We start from the raw sequence: 14,235 nt of genomic DNA, 5'->3' as shown, positions 1-14,235 counted from the left end.
CCCCGCTGACCGCAGATGACGGTAGGGCCCGGGCACATAGAAAGTGTCCGGGCCCTACCGGAGCTGAAACCCTAGCTTAGGCCGTTCTGCAGGGATGGAATGAACAACTATTCACTCTTCGCAGCATCAGCAGGGCTAAAAGTGATGTCACCTCGTCTATAGATCGGCATCGTGAGAACGTTTAGGAAAACACGTTGCGACATGTCCGCAATTGCATGTCGGATATACGGCAGCAAAGTCATTATCGAAACGTTGTTTGCGAACTCCAGCAGCAACTCCTCAGAAACTTGAGAAGTCTTAATCTCAGACAGCGAGTATTCTGCGACGGCATCCACAAATACCCGCCCAGGGTCAGTAACAATTTCTGTCTTGAGCCGGACGCTGAATAAATCTTCAGAGTCATGCCGGCCTAGCATCAGGGTGTACTCCGGCGCAACGTCATACTCGCCGCGAGAAGTAAACTCAGAGTGGTGCATATCCTGATGAGCTCGCTTTGCGGAAATCTCAAGGAACGTTACCGTTTCGAGACTCGCACATTCCAGCAAACGATGAATGTCGATTTCAGACATTCTGTGCCATTCTTAGTTTCGGGGCACCCCAAGCTTTCTTTACGGCTATGGGTGCCAAACTTGCATGCGCCGCAGGCGCATGTAAATTGTAAATCTCTACTAGGTGCTCAAACGGTGCAGCATGTTCCTCACAGTCGTCTATGACGCTGTTCTGAATTCGGGCCCCAACTGCCAGGGCGTAGCGGCGAATCGTCGCCAACGTAGGGTTGCTGTCGTAGCGCTCAAAGGCGGCTACCGTCGGCTGGCTGACGCTCATGCGTTCAGCCACGACCTCTTGGGTCAGATTGTGCTTGTGCCTCATGGCGACGAGCTCGCGCATCAGTTCGTCATGGGAGTCAACCAAGGAATCTGCACGCGCTTCAATGCGGGTAACTTCTTCGGTCATAGATTTGACTCTATATTGGCCAACCTGTCCGCGCAAGGAGCTATAATGCAGCCCAGTTGCTCGCCTCGCCGAGATTGAAGTAGCCGGCGGCCACATTGATTTCAGTGTCCTGCAACAGGTGCGTGTCACCGGCAGGGCTGATGATTTTCTCGTGGACATGATGCCCAATGAAATGGTCCGGAAGCGTCGCGGGTTCTGAGTGGTACATGCGGACGATCACTTTACTGAACACCGCGTCCTGCGGAGCGGCCCCAGGTGCCCGGTCGGTAACCGCTATGTCCTGCCAACGGATCTCGTACAGAGGCGGGGGTGAAGGCTGCTGCCCGACTGGCTTGACTTCTTCGACCGGGACCAGTTGACCCAAAGCCGCCCTTTCGATCCGCTTCTTGAACTCCGACTTCACCATGGCCTTCGCAAAGGGATTCCACACCCGCGTATCGCTGTCCACGGCCCGAAGGCAAGCCTCGACCGCCAACTGGACGTGGTCGGGCTCGCTCCTTCTAATGCCGTCAAACCACTTAAACGCAACTGGACTACCGCTTGAGCAGCGTGAAGGGATGCGGGTGCCTTGATTCGTCACCCCCACATCCTACCGGGCAGCTACAGCCCGCCACCGATTGGAACGAACGACCTCCCTGACCATGGCGTGCTGAGCTGGACGACCATAGATGCTGAAACACCCGGCCTCCTGTTCGACCGGCGCCGCCTCCGGCCGGACAGGAGGCCGGGTGTCCTGGCCTGCCGCACCGAAGCCAATCAACGGCAGACCAAGATGTCTTGCCGCTATGCCGTCAGGTCAGCGACGCGCAGCGCCTTTGTGGACAGGATCTCCAAGCCGACGCGGACTTCGGCACGGAACACGACCTCGTTGTGGCGGAAAAGGTCGCGGATCACGGGGGCCTCGACGGTGCCGGTGTTCGTGGAACCTTCGGACCATGCCAGCTGCAGGCTGTTGCGGTGCAGCAGGCTCACCGTGGACAGGTCGCCTATGATGGACTGTCCTGCTGCCAGTCCCGGCGCCAGGGTGACGGGAGTGTTCCACAGCTGGCGGTCCGCGGACTGCTGCGGTGCCATGCCCAGCATGAAGTTGCCGTCCGCGTCGGTCAGGGTCTCGATCTCTTCCCAGTCCGACGGGTTCAGGATGATGCCGGTAGCGTCGATGCCGGCGGTCTCCAGCTCGCCTAGGGCCCGGCGGATCGTCAGCAGCTTGTTCGTGGTGTACGCGGTCTGCTGGATGCCGGTGGTGTTCATGATGCCGGTGATCATGTTGCCGTCCTCGCTGGTGCCTCCGTTGAGCACGAAGTCGGCCAGCTCGGAGTCGATGCCGTAGGCGAGCTCCTGGGAGAGGAACTGATCGAGGGCGGCGTAGTCTTCCAGCCACTGGCGCTTGATCGGCTCGGACAGGTGCGCGATGGTCGCGATCTCCCACGTCGCCGGGGTCAGCCCGTACTGGGAAACGGGCTTCAGGCCGCCGGCCGGCACCGTCGCGGCGTTGTTCACGCGCTGCGTCTGCTGCAGGTAGGTGCCGGACGGGCTGTCCACCTCGCGGCCGTTGATGGCGGCGATGATGCTGAAGGCAGCACGCGGATCGTTGACCACCCGGCCGTCGAAGTCAGCGGTCACGGCGCCGTTCGGCACCAGGGCTTTGCCTACGCTCGGGCCGCCGATGGTCGGGGCCGCGTTCTTCAGTGCCTTCATGATGCTGCCGGAGAATTCTTTGGTCTTCTCGGCCTGCCCCAGGGGCACTCCGCCGCGGCTGTTGAAGGTTTTCGTGCTGAAGGCCTCGTCCGCGCTCGAGTGCAGCGTCTGTCCCCCGCCGGCAGCCATCAATGCCTGCGCCACACCGTCGCGCTTGTCGAGCATGGCCTTCAGGGCCCGGTGTTCCTTCACGACCGCCGTCGCGCGGGCGGCGTCGGCCTCGGTGAAGGTGTTCGGGGTGTCGGCTGCCTTCGTGCGCAGCCTGTCTGCCTCTGCGGCCAGCTGGGCCAGCTTCTCTTTGGGATCCAAGGTCTTGTCCTAACTGTCGTCCATTCCGAAGTACTTTCCATGCTTCCCGGCCCGGGATTCTTATGTGGCCGTTTTCCTCACGGATTTGTTTCCGCTTGGTCAATCGCTGCCGAATAGGTGTCACAGAAAGCGTCGAAGCCTGCGGCCGGGTCGCTGGCGTGGGCGTAATGGACCATTTCCGCCAGCGCGGCCAGGAAGCCGCCGAGCTGGTCCTCCGTGACCATACTCAGGACACCAATCACGCCGGCCTCGTCCTGGTTGTGGTTGGCCCGGACCAGCGCCAGCGCGGTGCGGTGAATGTCTGTTGCCTCGTTGGGTGCCATGATGCTTTTTCCTTCCAAAAGATCCGGTTGATGTGTTGTTCCCGAGGGGGGTACGCATTCTGAGATATTGCGCGGCGAGTTACCCCGGCGGGCTTCCGTCGAATCGTTCGACAGATCGTGACTCCCCTCCCCCTATCCGGGGCCAGCTCAGGCGGCGCGTGCTGCCCGCCTGAGCCTCTTGCGGTCCAGCGGGGTCATCCCGCCCCAGACGCCTTCCTTCTCGGGCGCTGCCAGGGCATACACGCCGCATGCCGTTTTCACGGCGCATGCCCCGCATAGGGCAGCAGCGCGGGCCTGGATCCGGACATCGTCCGAGAACCATTCGTGCCCGCGGTCGCAGGGAACGACGGCGCCGGAGCGGGCGGCGAGGAAGGCTTTCCACTCGGGCAGCTCCGGCGTCGCGTCCTTGAGCTGGCGTGGCTGCGGCTGGCTCATGATTCCCCGTCCGGGTCCGGCAGGCCGAGGCCGGCTACCGCGTCGGCTGCCAGCTGGTCCTGCCGGGTGTCCCTGGCCTGCCGGGCGTGGAGGGCGCGGATCCGCTCGGCTGCCGTGTGGCCGGCGAGGTTGGCGAAGGCCCGCCATGCGGGGTGGCTCCGGCGTCCCTCCGGCAGCAGGTCGAGGATGGTGTCGCGGACGACGGTAGTGTCGGTCAACGGTCCCGGTGCCGGCTGTCGGCGGCGTTCGGATGCGGGCCGGGCCGGGCGTGTGGGCAGGGTGCTCACGCCGAGGAATTTCTTCAGCTCGACCTCGAGCGCACTGCTTGCCTCCGGGGCCCGCGTGGCGTCCAAACTGGGATCTCTTTCGTGCTGCTGCGATTCCCTGATCACTGGTCACCACCGCGGTACGGGCGACCGTCTATCCGTGTGCTCATGGTCAGCGTTTCCCGTCTTTGTCGAAGCGGTTGAGGACGTAGCCGATCTGGCGCATGGCGTCGGCCTGAGCAAGCTGGGCGTGGACTTCGGCGATGCGTAGCTGGTCCCTGTCGAAGCTCTTCCGATAGTCGGTCAGGGCTTGGAGTGCTGCTGCCTCGTGGTCGTGGCTGTTCATGCTGTCTGCTCCTTGGGGGCTGGGAATTCGAGGGGCTGCAGTTGCCCTGCTGATTGCTTGCAGGCGTCGCAGAAGTCAGGGCGTGGGGTCGCGGGGTGGTCCCGGCAACGCTGTAACCCGGGTGGAGTGGTGTCAGGGGTTTGGGTGACTGAGCTACCGAATAGGAACCCGGGTATATACCCGGGGTTACCTGAGTTCGGAACCCCGGTAGACCTGGGTTCACCGGAGTTCACCTGAGTTAGTGAATAGGTGAATCCTCCACCGCGTCCGATGCGCGGTTTGACCTCCACCAACCCCAGCTCCACGGCCTTATCCAGTGCCTTGGCCGTGGCCTTGTCATCGCCCGGAATGGCTTGCTTGATGCCGGTCTTCGAGGTGCCGGGGCTGTTGGCCAGGAAGTCGAGAACGGCGTCCATCTTGTAGTCCGCCCTGGCCTCCTTACGGGAGCCGCCTGCGATGGTCAGGTGCCGGGTCTGGGGGTCGAATCCGAGCTGGGACTCGGTAACCTCCACGTCCCGGCCGTAGGCGGAGAAGTAGCGGGACGAGGTAGGGTCTTCCGGATCTTCCATGACGATCTTCCAGGTTCCGTCGACGCCGCCGATCAGGCCGGAATCGCCGCGGGCCCGTTCCCCGCTGTGCCCCATATGGTGGACGATGATCGATTCCTCCGACTGGCATTCGGTGGTGAACGCCTTCCACGCGGAGATGAAGCGGCCGGCCTCTTTGTCTTCGGAGAGCCCGAGCGCGTCGAGGCTGGGCCGCAGGCAGTCGAGGATCATCAGGTCGGCGCCCTCCAGCTTGCGTACCCACTCGGCGCGGACTGCGGGGTCGAGGATGTCGAACGCCGCCGTCCGGCCGCGCAGAGCCACCACTTCCACCAGGTGCGTGTTGCGGATGTTGTGGGCGCGAAGCCAGCGCCTGAGCATGCGGGGGTCGAGCTCGTTGTCGATCAGCACGATTCCCTGCTCCACGGGCTGGACGGGGTATTTGCCGAGGAAGGGGGCGCCGTCGACCAGGGAGCGGATGACGTTGCCGATCATCTGCGTCTTGCCGGCTTTGGCCTGGGCCGCGAGCATCATGTGGGCGCCGGTCGGGAAGACGTTTTGGATGCGGTAGACCGCGTCTTCGTCGGGGTCTTCGAGCAGGATGTCGAGCGGCTCCGGGCCGGGAAGCTCATGGCGGCCTTCGCGCTCTTTCCGGGCGAGCCGTTGCGCGGTTTCCCTATTGCGCAACTGCCGCAGGTGGGCGTTTATCTCGGCCTGGTCGATCGCGGCTTCGTAGTCGGCCGGGCCCATCGCTGGCAGGGGCTGGCCGGTTTCGAGGCTGGTCAGGATCCAGTCGTCGATCTGTTCGAGCATGGCGTCGGAAAGCTCGCCTTGGAGAGTGTTGTGCGGCTCGGCCGCGCGGACCATCTGCCCGCGGGCAGCATGGTAAGCGGTCTCCTGTTCCCGTGTGAGCGCGTTCTTCCTGGCGTTGAGGGTTATGCGGCGGGCGCTGGCGAATTTAGCCACGGCGGGACCCCCCTGCTTCCGCGGGGCGCCCGATTACACTGGTGCTGTCTGCAGTTGGATTTTCCGGCCGCCCGGTTTTCCCCACCGGGCGGCTTTCCACAGTCTGGCTCATGCTGCCTCACCGCCGGCTGCGGGCCGCAGCAAGGTGGCGATGCGGTCGAGCTGCTCCTGCGTCAGCGGCGGGGCTTCAGCGACTGTGCGTTGGATGTACGCTTCGAGGTTTGCCGCGGCGAGGTCGCGGCGGGCTTCGGCAATGTCCTGCTGGCTGCCCGTGCGAGCTGCGACGCCGAGGCGGGCGCGAGCCTTGAGGACGGGACTGTTCTTGGGCATGAAAAAAGCTCCCTGGCAAAAGGCAGAGAAAATCTGCGTTTCACCGGGAGCTGTTGGGCTACTTCCACCGGATGGTGGCCCAGTATGGTGCGTATGCGGGTACGCGGCCCTAATGCCACCACGTTACCAAGACGTTTGGTTCACGTTATGGATATCCGGTATGGGCCTTTCGGCGTGTTAAGGGCCTTCAGCGCCAGCTCGAGCAGCTTTTCATCCTTCCGGACCGTGCTGCGGCCGCAGGTGCCGCAACGGAATGTCCAGGCACCGCGGCCTGTCGGCAGGCTCTGCCGCCGCCGGTCTGCCAACTCCTGAGCCGCATCATGATCTCCTGCCGCACATAGCTCTGTGATCCTCTCCGAGTATTCGTTCGCTTCCCGTCTCTGCTGTTCAAGGACTTCGGGCCGGCTGTAGGGTGGCTCGAATGTGCCTGCAGAGGCGGCCCTCGGGTCGGTCTCCGCCATGACACGCAAATGCTCCGGCAACGGATAACCGTCGCCGTCCTCGTTGATGATGGTCAGGCGCAATCGCATGCCGGTCCGGTGCTTGGAGCAGTAGATGGTTACCCGCGGGTCCGCTCCGAACCCTTCACCACATGTACGGGCGCGGACGAGCGCGACGGCAGCCGGGTTAACTGACGCAGAGCCGATCATGCGGCGGCTCCTTTCCAATCGATGCGTATCTGGTCGGGGCTGAATCTGACGCCAGGGCCGGCTGGGAGGATTGTTATGTCCATGAGGCTGCGGATGATGTCCCGTTTTCGGTTCAACGGTGTTGCGCCCCAGGCTTCGGCAGCCCCATCTCCCGTCAGCCCGTCGAGGAGCATGGACGGCTGGTGCCTGGCAACGTCGGCTTCAGCAGCGGAAAGCTGGGCCTTGAGCTGCTCGTTGATCCGGGCCAGCTGCCGTGCTGTGATCGCTCCCTGCGCGAAGCCGTCCGCGGCGGTGTCCATACGGGCCAGGATTGCGTCTCTGGCAGCGGCGGCGCTCTGGAGGGCGTCCGGCCGGGTGGCGGTCAGGCCTGCGGCGTCGGGCAGGGACAGGCGGGCCACGATCACGGCCTCAACTACGGCGTCTACGGGTTCTATCTTGCGGGTTAGCTTGCTGCAACCGGGGCATATGTATGCGGGCTGGCGGTGCTTGCCATTCTTCGGCTTATGGACGTTCGGGCGCATAGCGGTGCCACATCGGCCGCATAGGGCGATACCAGACAGCAGGTATTTGGGCTCTATGCCTCGGGAGTGGCGACGCCCTGGCGCGCTGAGAATGGCCAAGGCCTGATCGTAGGTGTCCTGGCTGACGATGGGCTCCCAGTCGCCTCTGCCGATGATCTGGCCGCGGTGGGTGCGGTGGCCTGCGTATCTGGGGCGGCGAAGCATTGCGCCGACGACGTTGCCCTGGAACTTGTTGCCGCGGATAGTGGTGAAGCCGCTGTCGTTGAGGTATTTGGCGAGGAAGCGGAGGGATTCGCCTGCTATGGCCCGGCGGTAGACCTCGCGGAGAGCGTCGGCTTCCGCGGGGGCCACCACATCACGGAAGCCGGTTTCCCGGCCGTGGTCGTCCAAGATGCGTTGCCGGCGGTAGCCGAACGGGGCGATCCCATGGGATATGCCCTCCTTGGCGTTCTCCTGAAATTTGCGCTTCAGGCGGCGCGACATCTGCTCCACCTCGTGGCGGGCTACGCTGCCCTTGATGCGGGCCGTGAGGCGTCCTTGCGGCGTGGACAGGTCAACTTCACCGCCGATCGACGCCAGAGCCAGGTGGTGGCGGTCGGCCATGTCAATGAAACGTTCCAGTTCGGCCGGGGTGCGGGTGAGCCTGTCAACATCCCATACGATCACCGCATCGACGCTCCGGTGCTCGATGGCCTGTAGCAGCCGCTCGTACTCAGGGCGCCGCTTAGCCTTGGTGGCAGAGACGTCATTGTCTGTAAATACCTCAGCAATGGGCCAGCCCCGCTTGGCGGCTTCCGACGTGCAGTCCTCGATCTGGCGCGCCACGCCAAGAGCGGTTCCATCGTCCGATGAGATGCGAGCATAAATCCCGCAGGCGCGCACTGAGTCTTTCATATCCCCACCCTATCCCGCGGGGAAACGTATATCAGGAGTTGACAGGCGAATTGATCCACACCTCCTCGATGGCCGGGTCCTCGAGCAGCGGCTGGAGTGGACCGAAGCCGGCGACGGCGTCGAAGACGAACTTCCGTGCCTGGTCGAGCGCGCCGATCGAGGGCAGGGTGCCCAGCAGGGCGCGCTCGTCATAGTCGCTGACCGCGGCGTCGACCAGACGGCGCACCTCGGCGCTTTGCCTGGCCGGGTCCAGTCCGCGCCGGCGGATGAGTTCGCGGACCTCATCCTCGACAATGCGGATAGCGTCCATCCCCAGCCCCCTTTGGCGCACAGCGCCAGCCGGACGGCCGGGATGATGTGAGACTGCACGGCCGTCGGTTGAATGTTTTCCCTGATCAGAGGCTAGGTGACGACCACAGCGCCGGGCTAGCCCCGAGGATGGGAATGTGGATAAGTATTTCCCAAGGTTTTTCCAAGCTATCCCGCAGCCCGCCGCACGGCGGCGGCATGGAGGGCAGGCACCGGCGGGACCTGCCTTGACGATGACCACCGGGACGCGGGCACGCGGGCAGCTACGGAGGCCGGCTTATGCAAAAACGGTTCAAAAAACGGGCCGGATGCCATCCGTAAGGAAGGTTTCCGGCCCGCTCACCCGGCGCTGCGTCAGCTATGGCTGGTTAATTGTCAGCACGCCGCTGCTTTCCCAGGCGGTCCAGGCTGACCAGGTTCCGTTCCGGTAGACCCTGAAGCGTATCTGGTAGTAAACCTCTTCAGGCCCGCTTTCGGTATTCGGCGGCCCGTAGTAGCTGTGCCAGGTCTGCTGCCGGTACTGGGGGTAATAACGGCTGGGATGCGTCTTCGAGCCCAGGTATTGGTCCTTATTGCCATCATCTTCCCAGTAGCGTTGCTGGACACTGATGGTCCGTCCTCCGGAGCACGCGGTGACGAAGTAGTAGTCGACCCTGTTGGAACGGTAATTGTAGCCGGGTGTTTTTGGAGTAACGGTGCAGCTCCGGTACGTAGTTGACGCCTGTGCCGGTTCTGCCAGGGCCAGCGGTGCTGCCCCGGCGACCACAGCCAGTGCTGCGGCTGAAATCATCGATGCGATAGAAGAACCCTTGCGGCGCGGAAGCCCCGGCCGCGGGCCTTCCTGCTGATTGGTTGACATTCTTTTGCCCCTGTGCGCGTGGAAAATAAAGCGGCAGACATTGCGGCTGCGCTGATTATTTCCCCATTCTTGAAATCGGCGTCGTTGAATCCGGCCTTCCCCCGAGCCGAACAACCGGCGCCCTGTCGCAGCATTTTCCAGCTGCACGACAAACCATTCCTGATTGCACCGGCCGCGGAACATTGCCGATGTTCCGCGGCCCTTCCCCATGAGGCGCAAGGAACTGCGACAGCGGTAGATTATACGTCACTAACACTACTGAGCCAATATACTCTTCCTTCCCTCAGGCACGCCAGATGTGAAATCAAAAAATCACCGCGTAAAAACAACGCCGGGACGGCCCGATACTCCCGGCCAAGCCAAAATGCCCCCATTGGGAGCACAGCTTATGCCCGCATTTTATGGACGAGGTTCCGTTGATATGTCCATGTATTTCCATCAGCCGGGGCACGGGACCGGGCCGCCGTTCCTGCCGGTGCCTGAAGCGGTGGGACGGACCCGGGAGGCACGGCCACATCGCACCCGGACGGCCGTCCAGGGACCACAACGTCATTTGCCTAACCGTCCGGACAGCCCCATCCACTACTGTTGGACGCAGTATGAACGGCATTATCAAGATCCTCGGCCCGTTGCTGCAGACCCTTCCCGAGGGCAGCCGCAGGTTCCTCACCGGCTACGGCGCCGCCTCCGCGGCCCTGGCGCTGCTGGACGTGGTGGCCCTCGGCCTGGTCGCGGCGCTGCTGCCGGGGCTGGTCGGCGGCACCGACGTGGTGCTCCCGGTGCTGGGCAACCTGACCCGGCAGGGCCTGGTGCTGCCTATGCTGATCTTCATCTGCCTGCTGATCGTGCTCAAGGGCATCCTGGCGGTGCTGCTGCTGCGCTTTGCCACCAAGCGTTTCGCCCGGCACGAGGTGGCCATCGGGGACCGGCTGTTCGCCGCCTACCTGGCCTCCCCCTGGGAGCAGCGGCTGGGCCGGAACTCGGCCGAGATCGTCCGCTCGGTGGATGTGGGCGTCGGAATCACGGTCTCGGGCGTGCTGATGCCTGCCATGACCCTGTTCGGCGAGCTGGGCACCCTGGCGGCCGTCGTCGTCGTGCTGTTCGTGGCCCAGCCGCTGATCGCGGTGGTGACCATGGTCTACCTGGGCCTGGTGGCGCTGCTGCTGGCCCGGGTGATCTCCCCGCGGGCGGTGGCCATCGGCAGGGAGAACCGCGAGTGGTCCAACCGCACCGCCAAGGTCCTCTACGAGGCGCTCGGCGCGCTGAAGGAAATCACCCTGGCGGACCGCGGGCCGGAGGTCCAGGAGCAGGTGCACGGCACCCGGAGCAAGTCCGCGCAGGCCCGCGCCGCCGCGATCCAGATATCCCAGATCCCGCGCTATGTCCTGGAGACGGCGCTGGTAGTGGGCTTCGCGCTGGTCGGCGGGGTGGGACTGGCCACCGGCGGTGCGGCCGGTGCGGTCAGCGCCATCGGCCTGTTCGCCATCGCCGGCTTCCGGCTCATCCCGTCCCTGACCCGGATGCAGGCCGTGCAGTCCTCGGTCAACACCAGCGCATCCTTCGCCCGGCAAATTATCCAGGACATCAGGGAGGGCGAGGAGCAGATGGCCCGGAACACCGCCGAGCGGCCCCAACGGGAGCTGCCGGCGGCGGCCGCGGACATTGTGCTGGAGCATGTCTCCTTCACCTACCCGGGCGCCGCCGCCCCGGCCCTGCGGGACATCAGCATCCGGATTCCGGCCGGCAGCCACGTGGCCTTCGTCGGGTCCTCCGGTGCCGGCAAGTCCACCATGGTGGACGTGCTGCTCGGGCTGCTCGAGCCGGACGGCGGCCGGATCCTGGTCGGCGGCGAGCCGCTGGAATTCGTGCTGAAGTCCTGGCGGCGGCGGATCGGCTACGTGCCGCAGGAAGTCTCGCTCTTTGATGCGTCCGTGGCCCAGAACGTGGCGCTGGCCTGGGACCCGGAGAAGGTGGACCGGCCGCGGGTGGAAACCGCGCTGCGCCGGGCGCAGTTGCTCGATACCGTGCTCGGGCGCGAGGGCGGCATCGATGCACTGGTCGGCGAGCGCGGCCTGGCCCTCTCCGGCGGGCAGCGACAGCGCCTGGGCATCGCCCGGGCGCTCTACGACGACCCGCTGGTGCTGGTAATGGACGAGGCCACGTCCGCCCTGGACACGGCCACCGAGGCGGCGGTGACGGCGGCGATCAACGAACTGCACGGCGAGGTCACGGTGATCACCGTGGCTCACCGGCTGGCCACCATCCGCAACGCGGACGTGGTGTTCTTCATGCGCGAGGGAACGGTGGCCGCCTACGGGACGTTCGACGACGTGGTGGCCCGGGTGCCGGACTTCGCCCGGCAGGCGGCGCTCGCCGGCCTGGCCGGGAACGAGGCCGAGGAGGGCACCGCCGTCTGAGTGCCTCCCCGTCCGGGTGCCGGAGGACGGGCGCGGCGGCAGCGCGCACCCCTGCCGCAACGGCTCGCGGTCAGTGCTGCCGGTGCCCCGCGAGCTCCCGGTAGATGTCCGCCAGCCTGGCCACAACCTGCTGCGGCGAATGGTGGGCTTCGACCCAGGCCCGCCCGGCCAGCTGCCCGGACGTGCCGGCCGGATCCGCCAGTGCGGCCACGGCCTGTGCCGCCAGCTCCTCGGGAGTCGAGCCCTGCAGCACCGGTGAGGGGCCGGGATAGTACCCCTCCCCCAGCGGCATGACCACCGGCGCCCCGATGGCCACCGCCTGCAACTCGCTCATGCCCATGATCCCCGTGCCCTGCCCGATCACGCAGTGCGCCGAGGCAAGCCACCGCAGGTACTGGGGCTTGGACATTTTCGGCAACAGCTTCACGCCGTGCCCGGCAGCCCCGGCCGCTCCGGCCCCCCAGTCCAACCCCTGCAGCTCGACGCCCGGCCCGGCGGACGCCGCGAGCGCCTTGGCCGTCTCGAGCTGGGCGCTGCCGCCCTTGGAGTCGTCCCAGCGCGAGGCAAAGGCCACCCGCGGCCGGGACGCCGGTGCCCAGGCGGGCAGCTCTTCGAGGTCCACCGGGTTGGCCAGATACACCGCGTCCGGCCGGGCCAGCTCCGCGTGCGGGCGCAGGTCAGGAGTGGAGTAGAGCACTGCCGCCGCATGGTCGGCGCCCCACTGCAGCACCGGACGGCGCACCGGGTCATGGAACTGGGTCCGGATGTCGGTGCCGTGGAAGTGCAGCACGAAGGGCCGGTGCGGCCGCGACCTGACGATGCCCAGCCGGGACCCGGAGTGCAGGTGCAGCAGGTCCGCGCGCAGGATGCCGGCCGCGCGGGCAGCCTGCCACGACGTCTGGGCCAGCAGGCGCCGGGCCCTGGCCGGCAGCGGCGCGCCGGGCAGGACGCTGCCCACATCCGAGGGCGGCACCTTGTTGAAATGCCGCCAGGACAGGCCCTGCCGGCGCCCGTAGCGCACCAGCGTGGCGCCCACGTCCGCGGCGTCGTATAGGTGCAGCACCTTCGGGTCCGCCGAACCGCCCACGCCTCAGGCCCGCCCGTCCAGCAGCGCGGCGATGGCCCGCTCCCAGCCGAGGTTCTGGTGCTCGGAGGACAGCTCCCGGGCCGCCTCGTGGGCGTGGCGTTTCCAGCCGTCCACCAGTTCCGGAGTCAGGGAGCCGAGCACCTCGCGCAGCGCCTGGGCGGAGAAGTCCCTGGTGACCGCGCCCAGGCCGTGACGCTCGAGCAGGGCCTGCATGGCCGGCGAGGGCCCGATGACCAGCCCGGTGCGGCCCTGCACGGCCTCGAAGAACTTGTTTGGCAGCGCATGGGCGAGGTTGAAGTTGGTGGGCGGAATGACCGAAACGGAGACATCGTACTCGGCCACGGTGTCCACCAGCTCGGTGTACGGGACCGGGTCGCGGAAGCGCACCCGTGGCAGGGTGCGTCCCAGTTCCACCAGCTCGGCCACGTAGGCCGGTTCGTTCGGCATCACGATCAGGTCCAGCTCGAGGTGCTCCGGCGTCCCACGCATGGCCTCCATAATGTTCTCGATCCTGCGGTAGCGCTGCCCCGCGGAACTGTAGAGGAGCCGGATCGGCAGCTGGGTGGGGCGCGGTTCCCTCTCGGTGTACGGGGCGGCGTTGGTGACGACTCCGGCGGACACGCCGAAGTCCTGTCCGTACTGCCGGGCGATCCCTTCCGAGACGGTGGTCACCGAGGCCGCCTGCGGCAGGTAGGTGCGGCAGAGCCAGCGCACGTAGGGGGCGACCAGGAGCCGCCAGGCGGGCTTGTTGAAGTGCTCCTTGGGGGCGAATTCGTGCAGGTCGGCATGCACGCCGCGGGCCGGGGCCAGGCTGAGCGCCAGCGGCAGGGTGTTGGCGTCGTTGGCCAGCACGGCGTCGAAGCTGCGGCCGCGCAGCTGCCGGCCGGCCTCGGCGACGGCGGCGATGCCCCAGTACACCTGGGGGTAGCGGCGCAGCAGCAGCCGCTGCGGATCGCGCGGCCAGGACGGCAGCGCCCGGTCCAGTTCGACGTGCCCGGCCACCCCGTCCGGGGCCGGGCCGAAGCCGCAGGTGGTGACCGTGTAGCGGTCTTTGAACAAATTGATCTGCTTGAGCACCCGCGGATCACTGCGCAGCGGAGACAGCGACAGGATCAGCAGCGTCCGGTCCGAAGCGCTCACGCGGCATCCTTCCCTTGCCATCCGCCACGCAGCCGCCGGGCCTGCCCGAGTCCGGCGGCGAGCAGCGTGTTCAGGTTGGTCCGCAGCGGGGATTCCCGGCGGAGATTGTCCTGCCAGCGCCGGGTGAAGCTGCGTGCGACGACGCCGGCCGCCTGCCGCCGGCGCAGCGCCTCGGCAACGGCGGCC

General features: G+C 65.9%; 17 protein-coding genes and 1 pseudogene. 1 reads left to right on the top strand and 17 read right to left on the bottom strand.

The window, feature by feature from the left end; translation table 11 throughout:
* Positions 1–107 precede the first annotated feature (107 nt).
* The 14 genes and pseudogenes from ACFQ36_RS02835 to ACFQ36_RS02770 all read right to left on the bottom strand — a co-directional run bounded on the left by ACFQ36_RS02835 (position 108) and on the right by ACFQ36_RS02770 (position 9,552).
* Positions 108–569, bottom strand: coding sequence for a hypothetical protein (locus ACFQ36_RS02835; protein WP_377010408.1), 462 nt, complete (start codon positions 567–569; stop codon positions 108–110).
* A complete protein-coding gene (locus ACFQ36_RS02830) occupies positions 562–954 on the bottom strand; it encodes a helix-turn-helix domain-containing protein (protein WP_377010406.1) in 393 nt (130 codons plus the stop codon). The genes ACFQ36_RS02835 and ACFQ36_RS02830 overlap by 8 nt, the downstream gene beginning before the upstream one ends.
* A gap of 40 nt (positions 955–994) precedes the next feature.
* Positions 995–1,534 (bottom strand): hypothetical protein, encoded by a 540-nt coding sequence (locus tag ACFQ36_RS02825; RefSeq protein WP_377010404.1) that lies wholly within the window; start codon positions 1,532–1,534, stop codon positions 995–997.
* 203 nt (positions 1,535–1,737) lie between these two features.
* Positions 1,738–2,961: a phage major capsid protein gene (locus tag ACFQ36_RS02820; RefSeq protein ID WP_377010402.1), complete on the bottom strand. Its 1,224-nt coding sequence runs from the start codon at positions 2,959–2,961 to the stop codon at positions 1,738–1,740.
* A gap of 77 nt (positions 2,962–3,038) precedes the next feature.
* On the bottom strand, positions 3,039–3,284 hold the full coding sequence (locus ACFQ36_RS02815) for a hypothetical protein (protein ID WP_377010400.1): 246 nt from the start codon (positions 3,282–3,284) through the stop codon (positions 3,039–3,041).
* 147 nt (positions 3,285–3,431) lie between these two features.
* The gene (locus ACFQ36_RS02810; RefSeq protein WP_377010398.1) at positions 3,432–3,719 is read right to left on the bottom strand and encodes a WhiB family transcriptional regulator; all 288 of its coding nucleotides are present in this window, start codon (positions 3,717–3,719) and stop codon (positions 3,432–3,434) included.
* Positions 3,716–4,072: a hypothetical protein gene (locus ACFQ36_RS02805; RefSeq protein WP_377010396.1), complete on the bottom strand. Its 357-nt coding sequence runs from the start codon at positions 4,070–4,072 to the stop codon at positions 3,716–3,718. The genes ACFQ36_RS02810 and ACFQ36_RS02805 overlap by 4 nt, the downstream gene beginning before the upstream one ends.
* 85 nt (positions 4,073–4,157) lie before the next feature.
* On the bottom strand, positions 4,158–4,331 hold the full coding sequence (locus ACFQ36_RS02800; RefSeq protein WP_377010393.1) for a hypothetical protein: 174 nt from the start codon (positions 4,329–4,331) through the stop codon (positions 4,158–4,160).
* Positions 4,328–5,842 carry an AAA family ATPase gene (locus ACFQ36_RS02795; protein WP_377010391.1) on the bottom strand — a complete coding sequence of 505 codons (1,515 nt, stop codon included), beginning with the start codon at positions 5,840–5,842 and terminating at the stop codon, positions 4,328–4,330. Before ACFQ36_RS02795 ends, ACFQ36_RS02800 begins: the two co-directional genes overlap by 4 nt.
* 108 nt (positions 5,843–5,950) lie before the next feature.
* Positions 5,951–6,172, bottom strand: a complete 222-nt coding sequence (locus tag ACFQ36_RS02790) for a hypothetical protein (protein ID WP_377010389.1) — start codon at positions 6,170–6,172, stop codon at positions 5,951–5,953.
* A gap of 140 nt (positions 6,173–6,312) precedes the next feature.
* Positions 6,313–6,822 (bottom strand): hypothetical protein, encoded by a 510-nt coding sequence (locus ACFQ36_RS02785; RefSeq protein ID WP_377010388.1) that lies wholly within the window; start codon positions 6,820–6,822, stop codon positions 6,313–6,315.
* Complete coding sequence (locus ACFQ36_RS02780) at positions 6,819–8,237, bottom strand: recombinase family protein (protein WP_377010386.1); 1,419 nt, start codon at positions 8,235–8,237, stop codon at positions 6,819–6,821. Before ACFQ36_RS02780 ends, ACFQ36_RS02785 begins: the two co-directional genes overlap by 4 nt.
* Positions 8,238–8,280: 43 nt before the next feature.
* Positions 8,281–8,547: pseudogene (locus ACFQ36_RS02775) on the bottom strand (CpaF family protein); the annotation flags it as partial.
* A 357-nt stretch (positions 8,548–8,904) separates the two neighbouring features.
* Positions 8,905–9,552, bottom strand: coding sequence for a hypothetical protein (locus ACFQ36_RS02770; protein ID WP_377010384.1), 648 nt, complete (start codon positions 9,550–9,552; stop codon positions 8,905–8,907).
* Positions 9,553–10,004: 452 nt separating this feature from the next.
* Here ACFQ36_RS02770 and ACFQ36_RS02765 point away from each other — a divergent pair, with 452 nt between their 5' ends.
* Positions 10,005–11,822 carry an ABC transporter ATP-binding protein gene (locus tag ACFQ36_RS02765; RefSeq protein ID WP_377010382.1) on the top strand — a complete coding sequence of 606 codons (1,818 nt, stop codon included), beginning with the start codon at positions 10,005–10,007 and terminating at the stop codon, positions 11,820–11,822.
* 70 nt (positions 11,823–11,892) lie between these two features.
* On the opposite strand, the gene ACFQ36_RS02760 is transcribed toward ACFQ36_RS02765, so the two are convergent.
* The 3 genes from ACFQ36_RS02760 to ACFQ36_RS02750 form a co-directional block, all read right to left on the bottom strand.
* Positions 11,893–12,909, bottom strand: coding sequence for a hypothetical protein (locus tag ACFQ36_RS02760; RefSeq protein ID WP_377010379.1), 1,017 nt, complete (start codon positions 12,907–12,909; stop codon positions 11,893–11,895).
* A gap of 3 nt (positions 12,910–12,912) precedes the next feature.
* Positions 12,913–14,049 carry a glycosyltransferase gene (locus ACFQ36_RS02755; protein WP_377010377.1) on the bottom strand — a complete coding sequence of 379 codons (1,137 nt, stop codon included), beginning with the start codon at positions 14,047–14,049 and terminating at the stop codon, positions 12,913–12,915.
* Positions 14,046–14,235 (bottom strand): hypothetical protein (locus tag ACFQ36_RS02750; protein ID WP_377010375.1); only part of this gene is annotated, 190 nt, incomplete at its 5' end. The genes ACFQ36_RS02755 and ACFQ36_RS02750, both read right to left, overlap by 4 nt.

The sequence above is a fragment of the Arthrobacter sp. GCM10027362 genome (genome assembly GCF_042679445.1).
Lineage (GTDB): Bacteria > Actinomycetota > Actinomycetes > Actinomycetales > Micrococcaceae > Crystallibacter.
This window is presented reverse-complemented; position numbering and strand designations above follow the sequence as displayed.

Excerpts from the sequence above, each read along its gene's own strand:
- ACFQ36_RS02835 (WP_377010408.1), bottom strand. The coding sequence starts at position 569 with ATGTCTGAAATCGACATTCATCGTTTGCTGGAATGTGCGAGTCTCGAA.
- ACFQ36_RS02830 (WP_377010406.1), bottom strand. The coding sequence starts at position 954 with ATGACCGAAGAAGTTACCCGCATTGAAGCGCGTGCAGATTCCTTGGTT.
- ACFQ36_RS02815 (WP_377010400.1), bottom strand. The coding sequence starts at position 3,284 with ATGGCACCCAACGAGGCAACAGACATTCACCGCACCGCGCTGGCGCTG.
- ACFQ36_RS02810 (WP_377010398.1), bottom strand. The coding sequence starts at position 3,719 with ATGAGCCAGCCGCAGCCACGCCAGCTCAAGGACGCGACGCCGGAGCTG.
- ACFQ36_RS02800 (WP_377010393.1), bottom strand. The coding sequence starts at position 4,331 with ATGAACAGCCACGACCACGAGGCAGCAGCACTCCAAGCCCTGACCGAC.
- ACFQ36_RS02790 (WP_377010389.1), bottom strand. The coding sequence starts at position 6,172 with ATGCCCAAGAACAGTCCCGTCCTCAAGGCTCGCGCCCGCCTCGGCGTC.
- ACFQ36_RS02785 (WP_377010388.1), bottom strand. The coding sequence starts at position 6,822 with ATGATCGGCTCTGCGTCAGTTAACCCGGCTGCCGTCGCGCTCGTCCGC.
- ACFQ36_RS02780 (WP_377010386.1), bottom strand. The coding sequence starts at position 8,237 with ATGAAAGACTCAGTGCGCGCCTGCGGGATTTATGCTCGCATCTCATCG.
- ACFQ36_RS02765 (WP_377010382.1), top strand. The coding sequence starts at position 10,005 with ATGAACGGCATTATCAAGATCCTCGGCCCGTTGCTGCAGACCCTTCCC.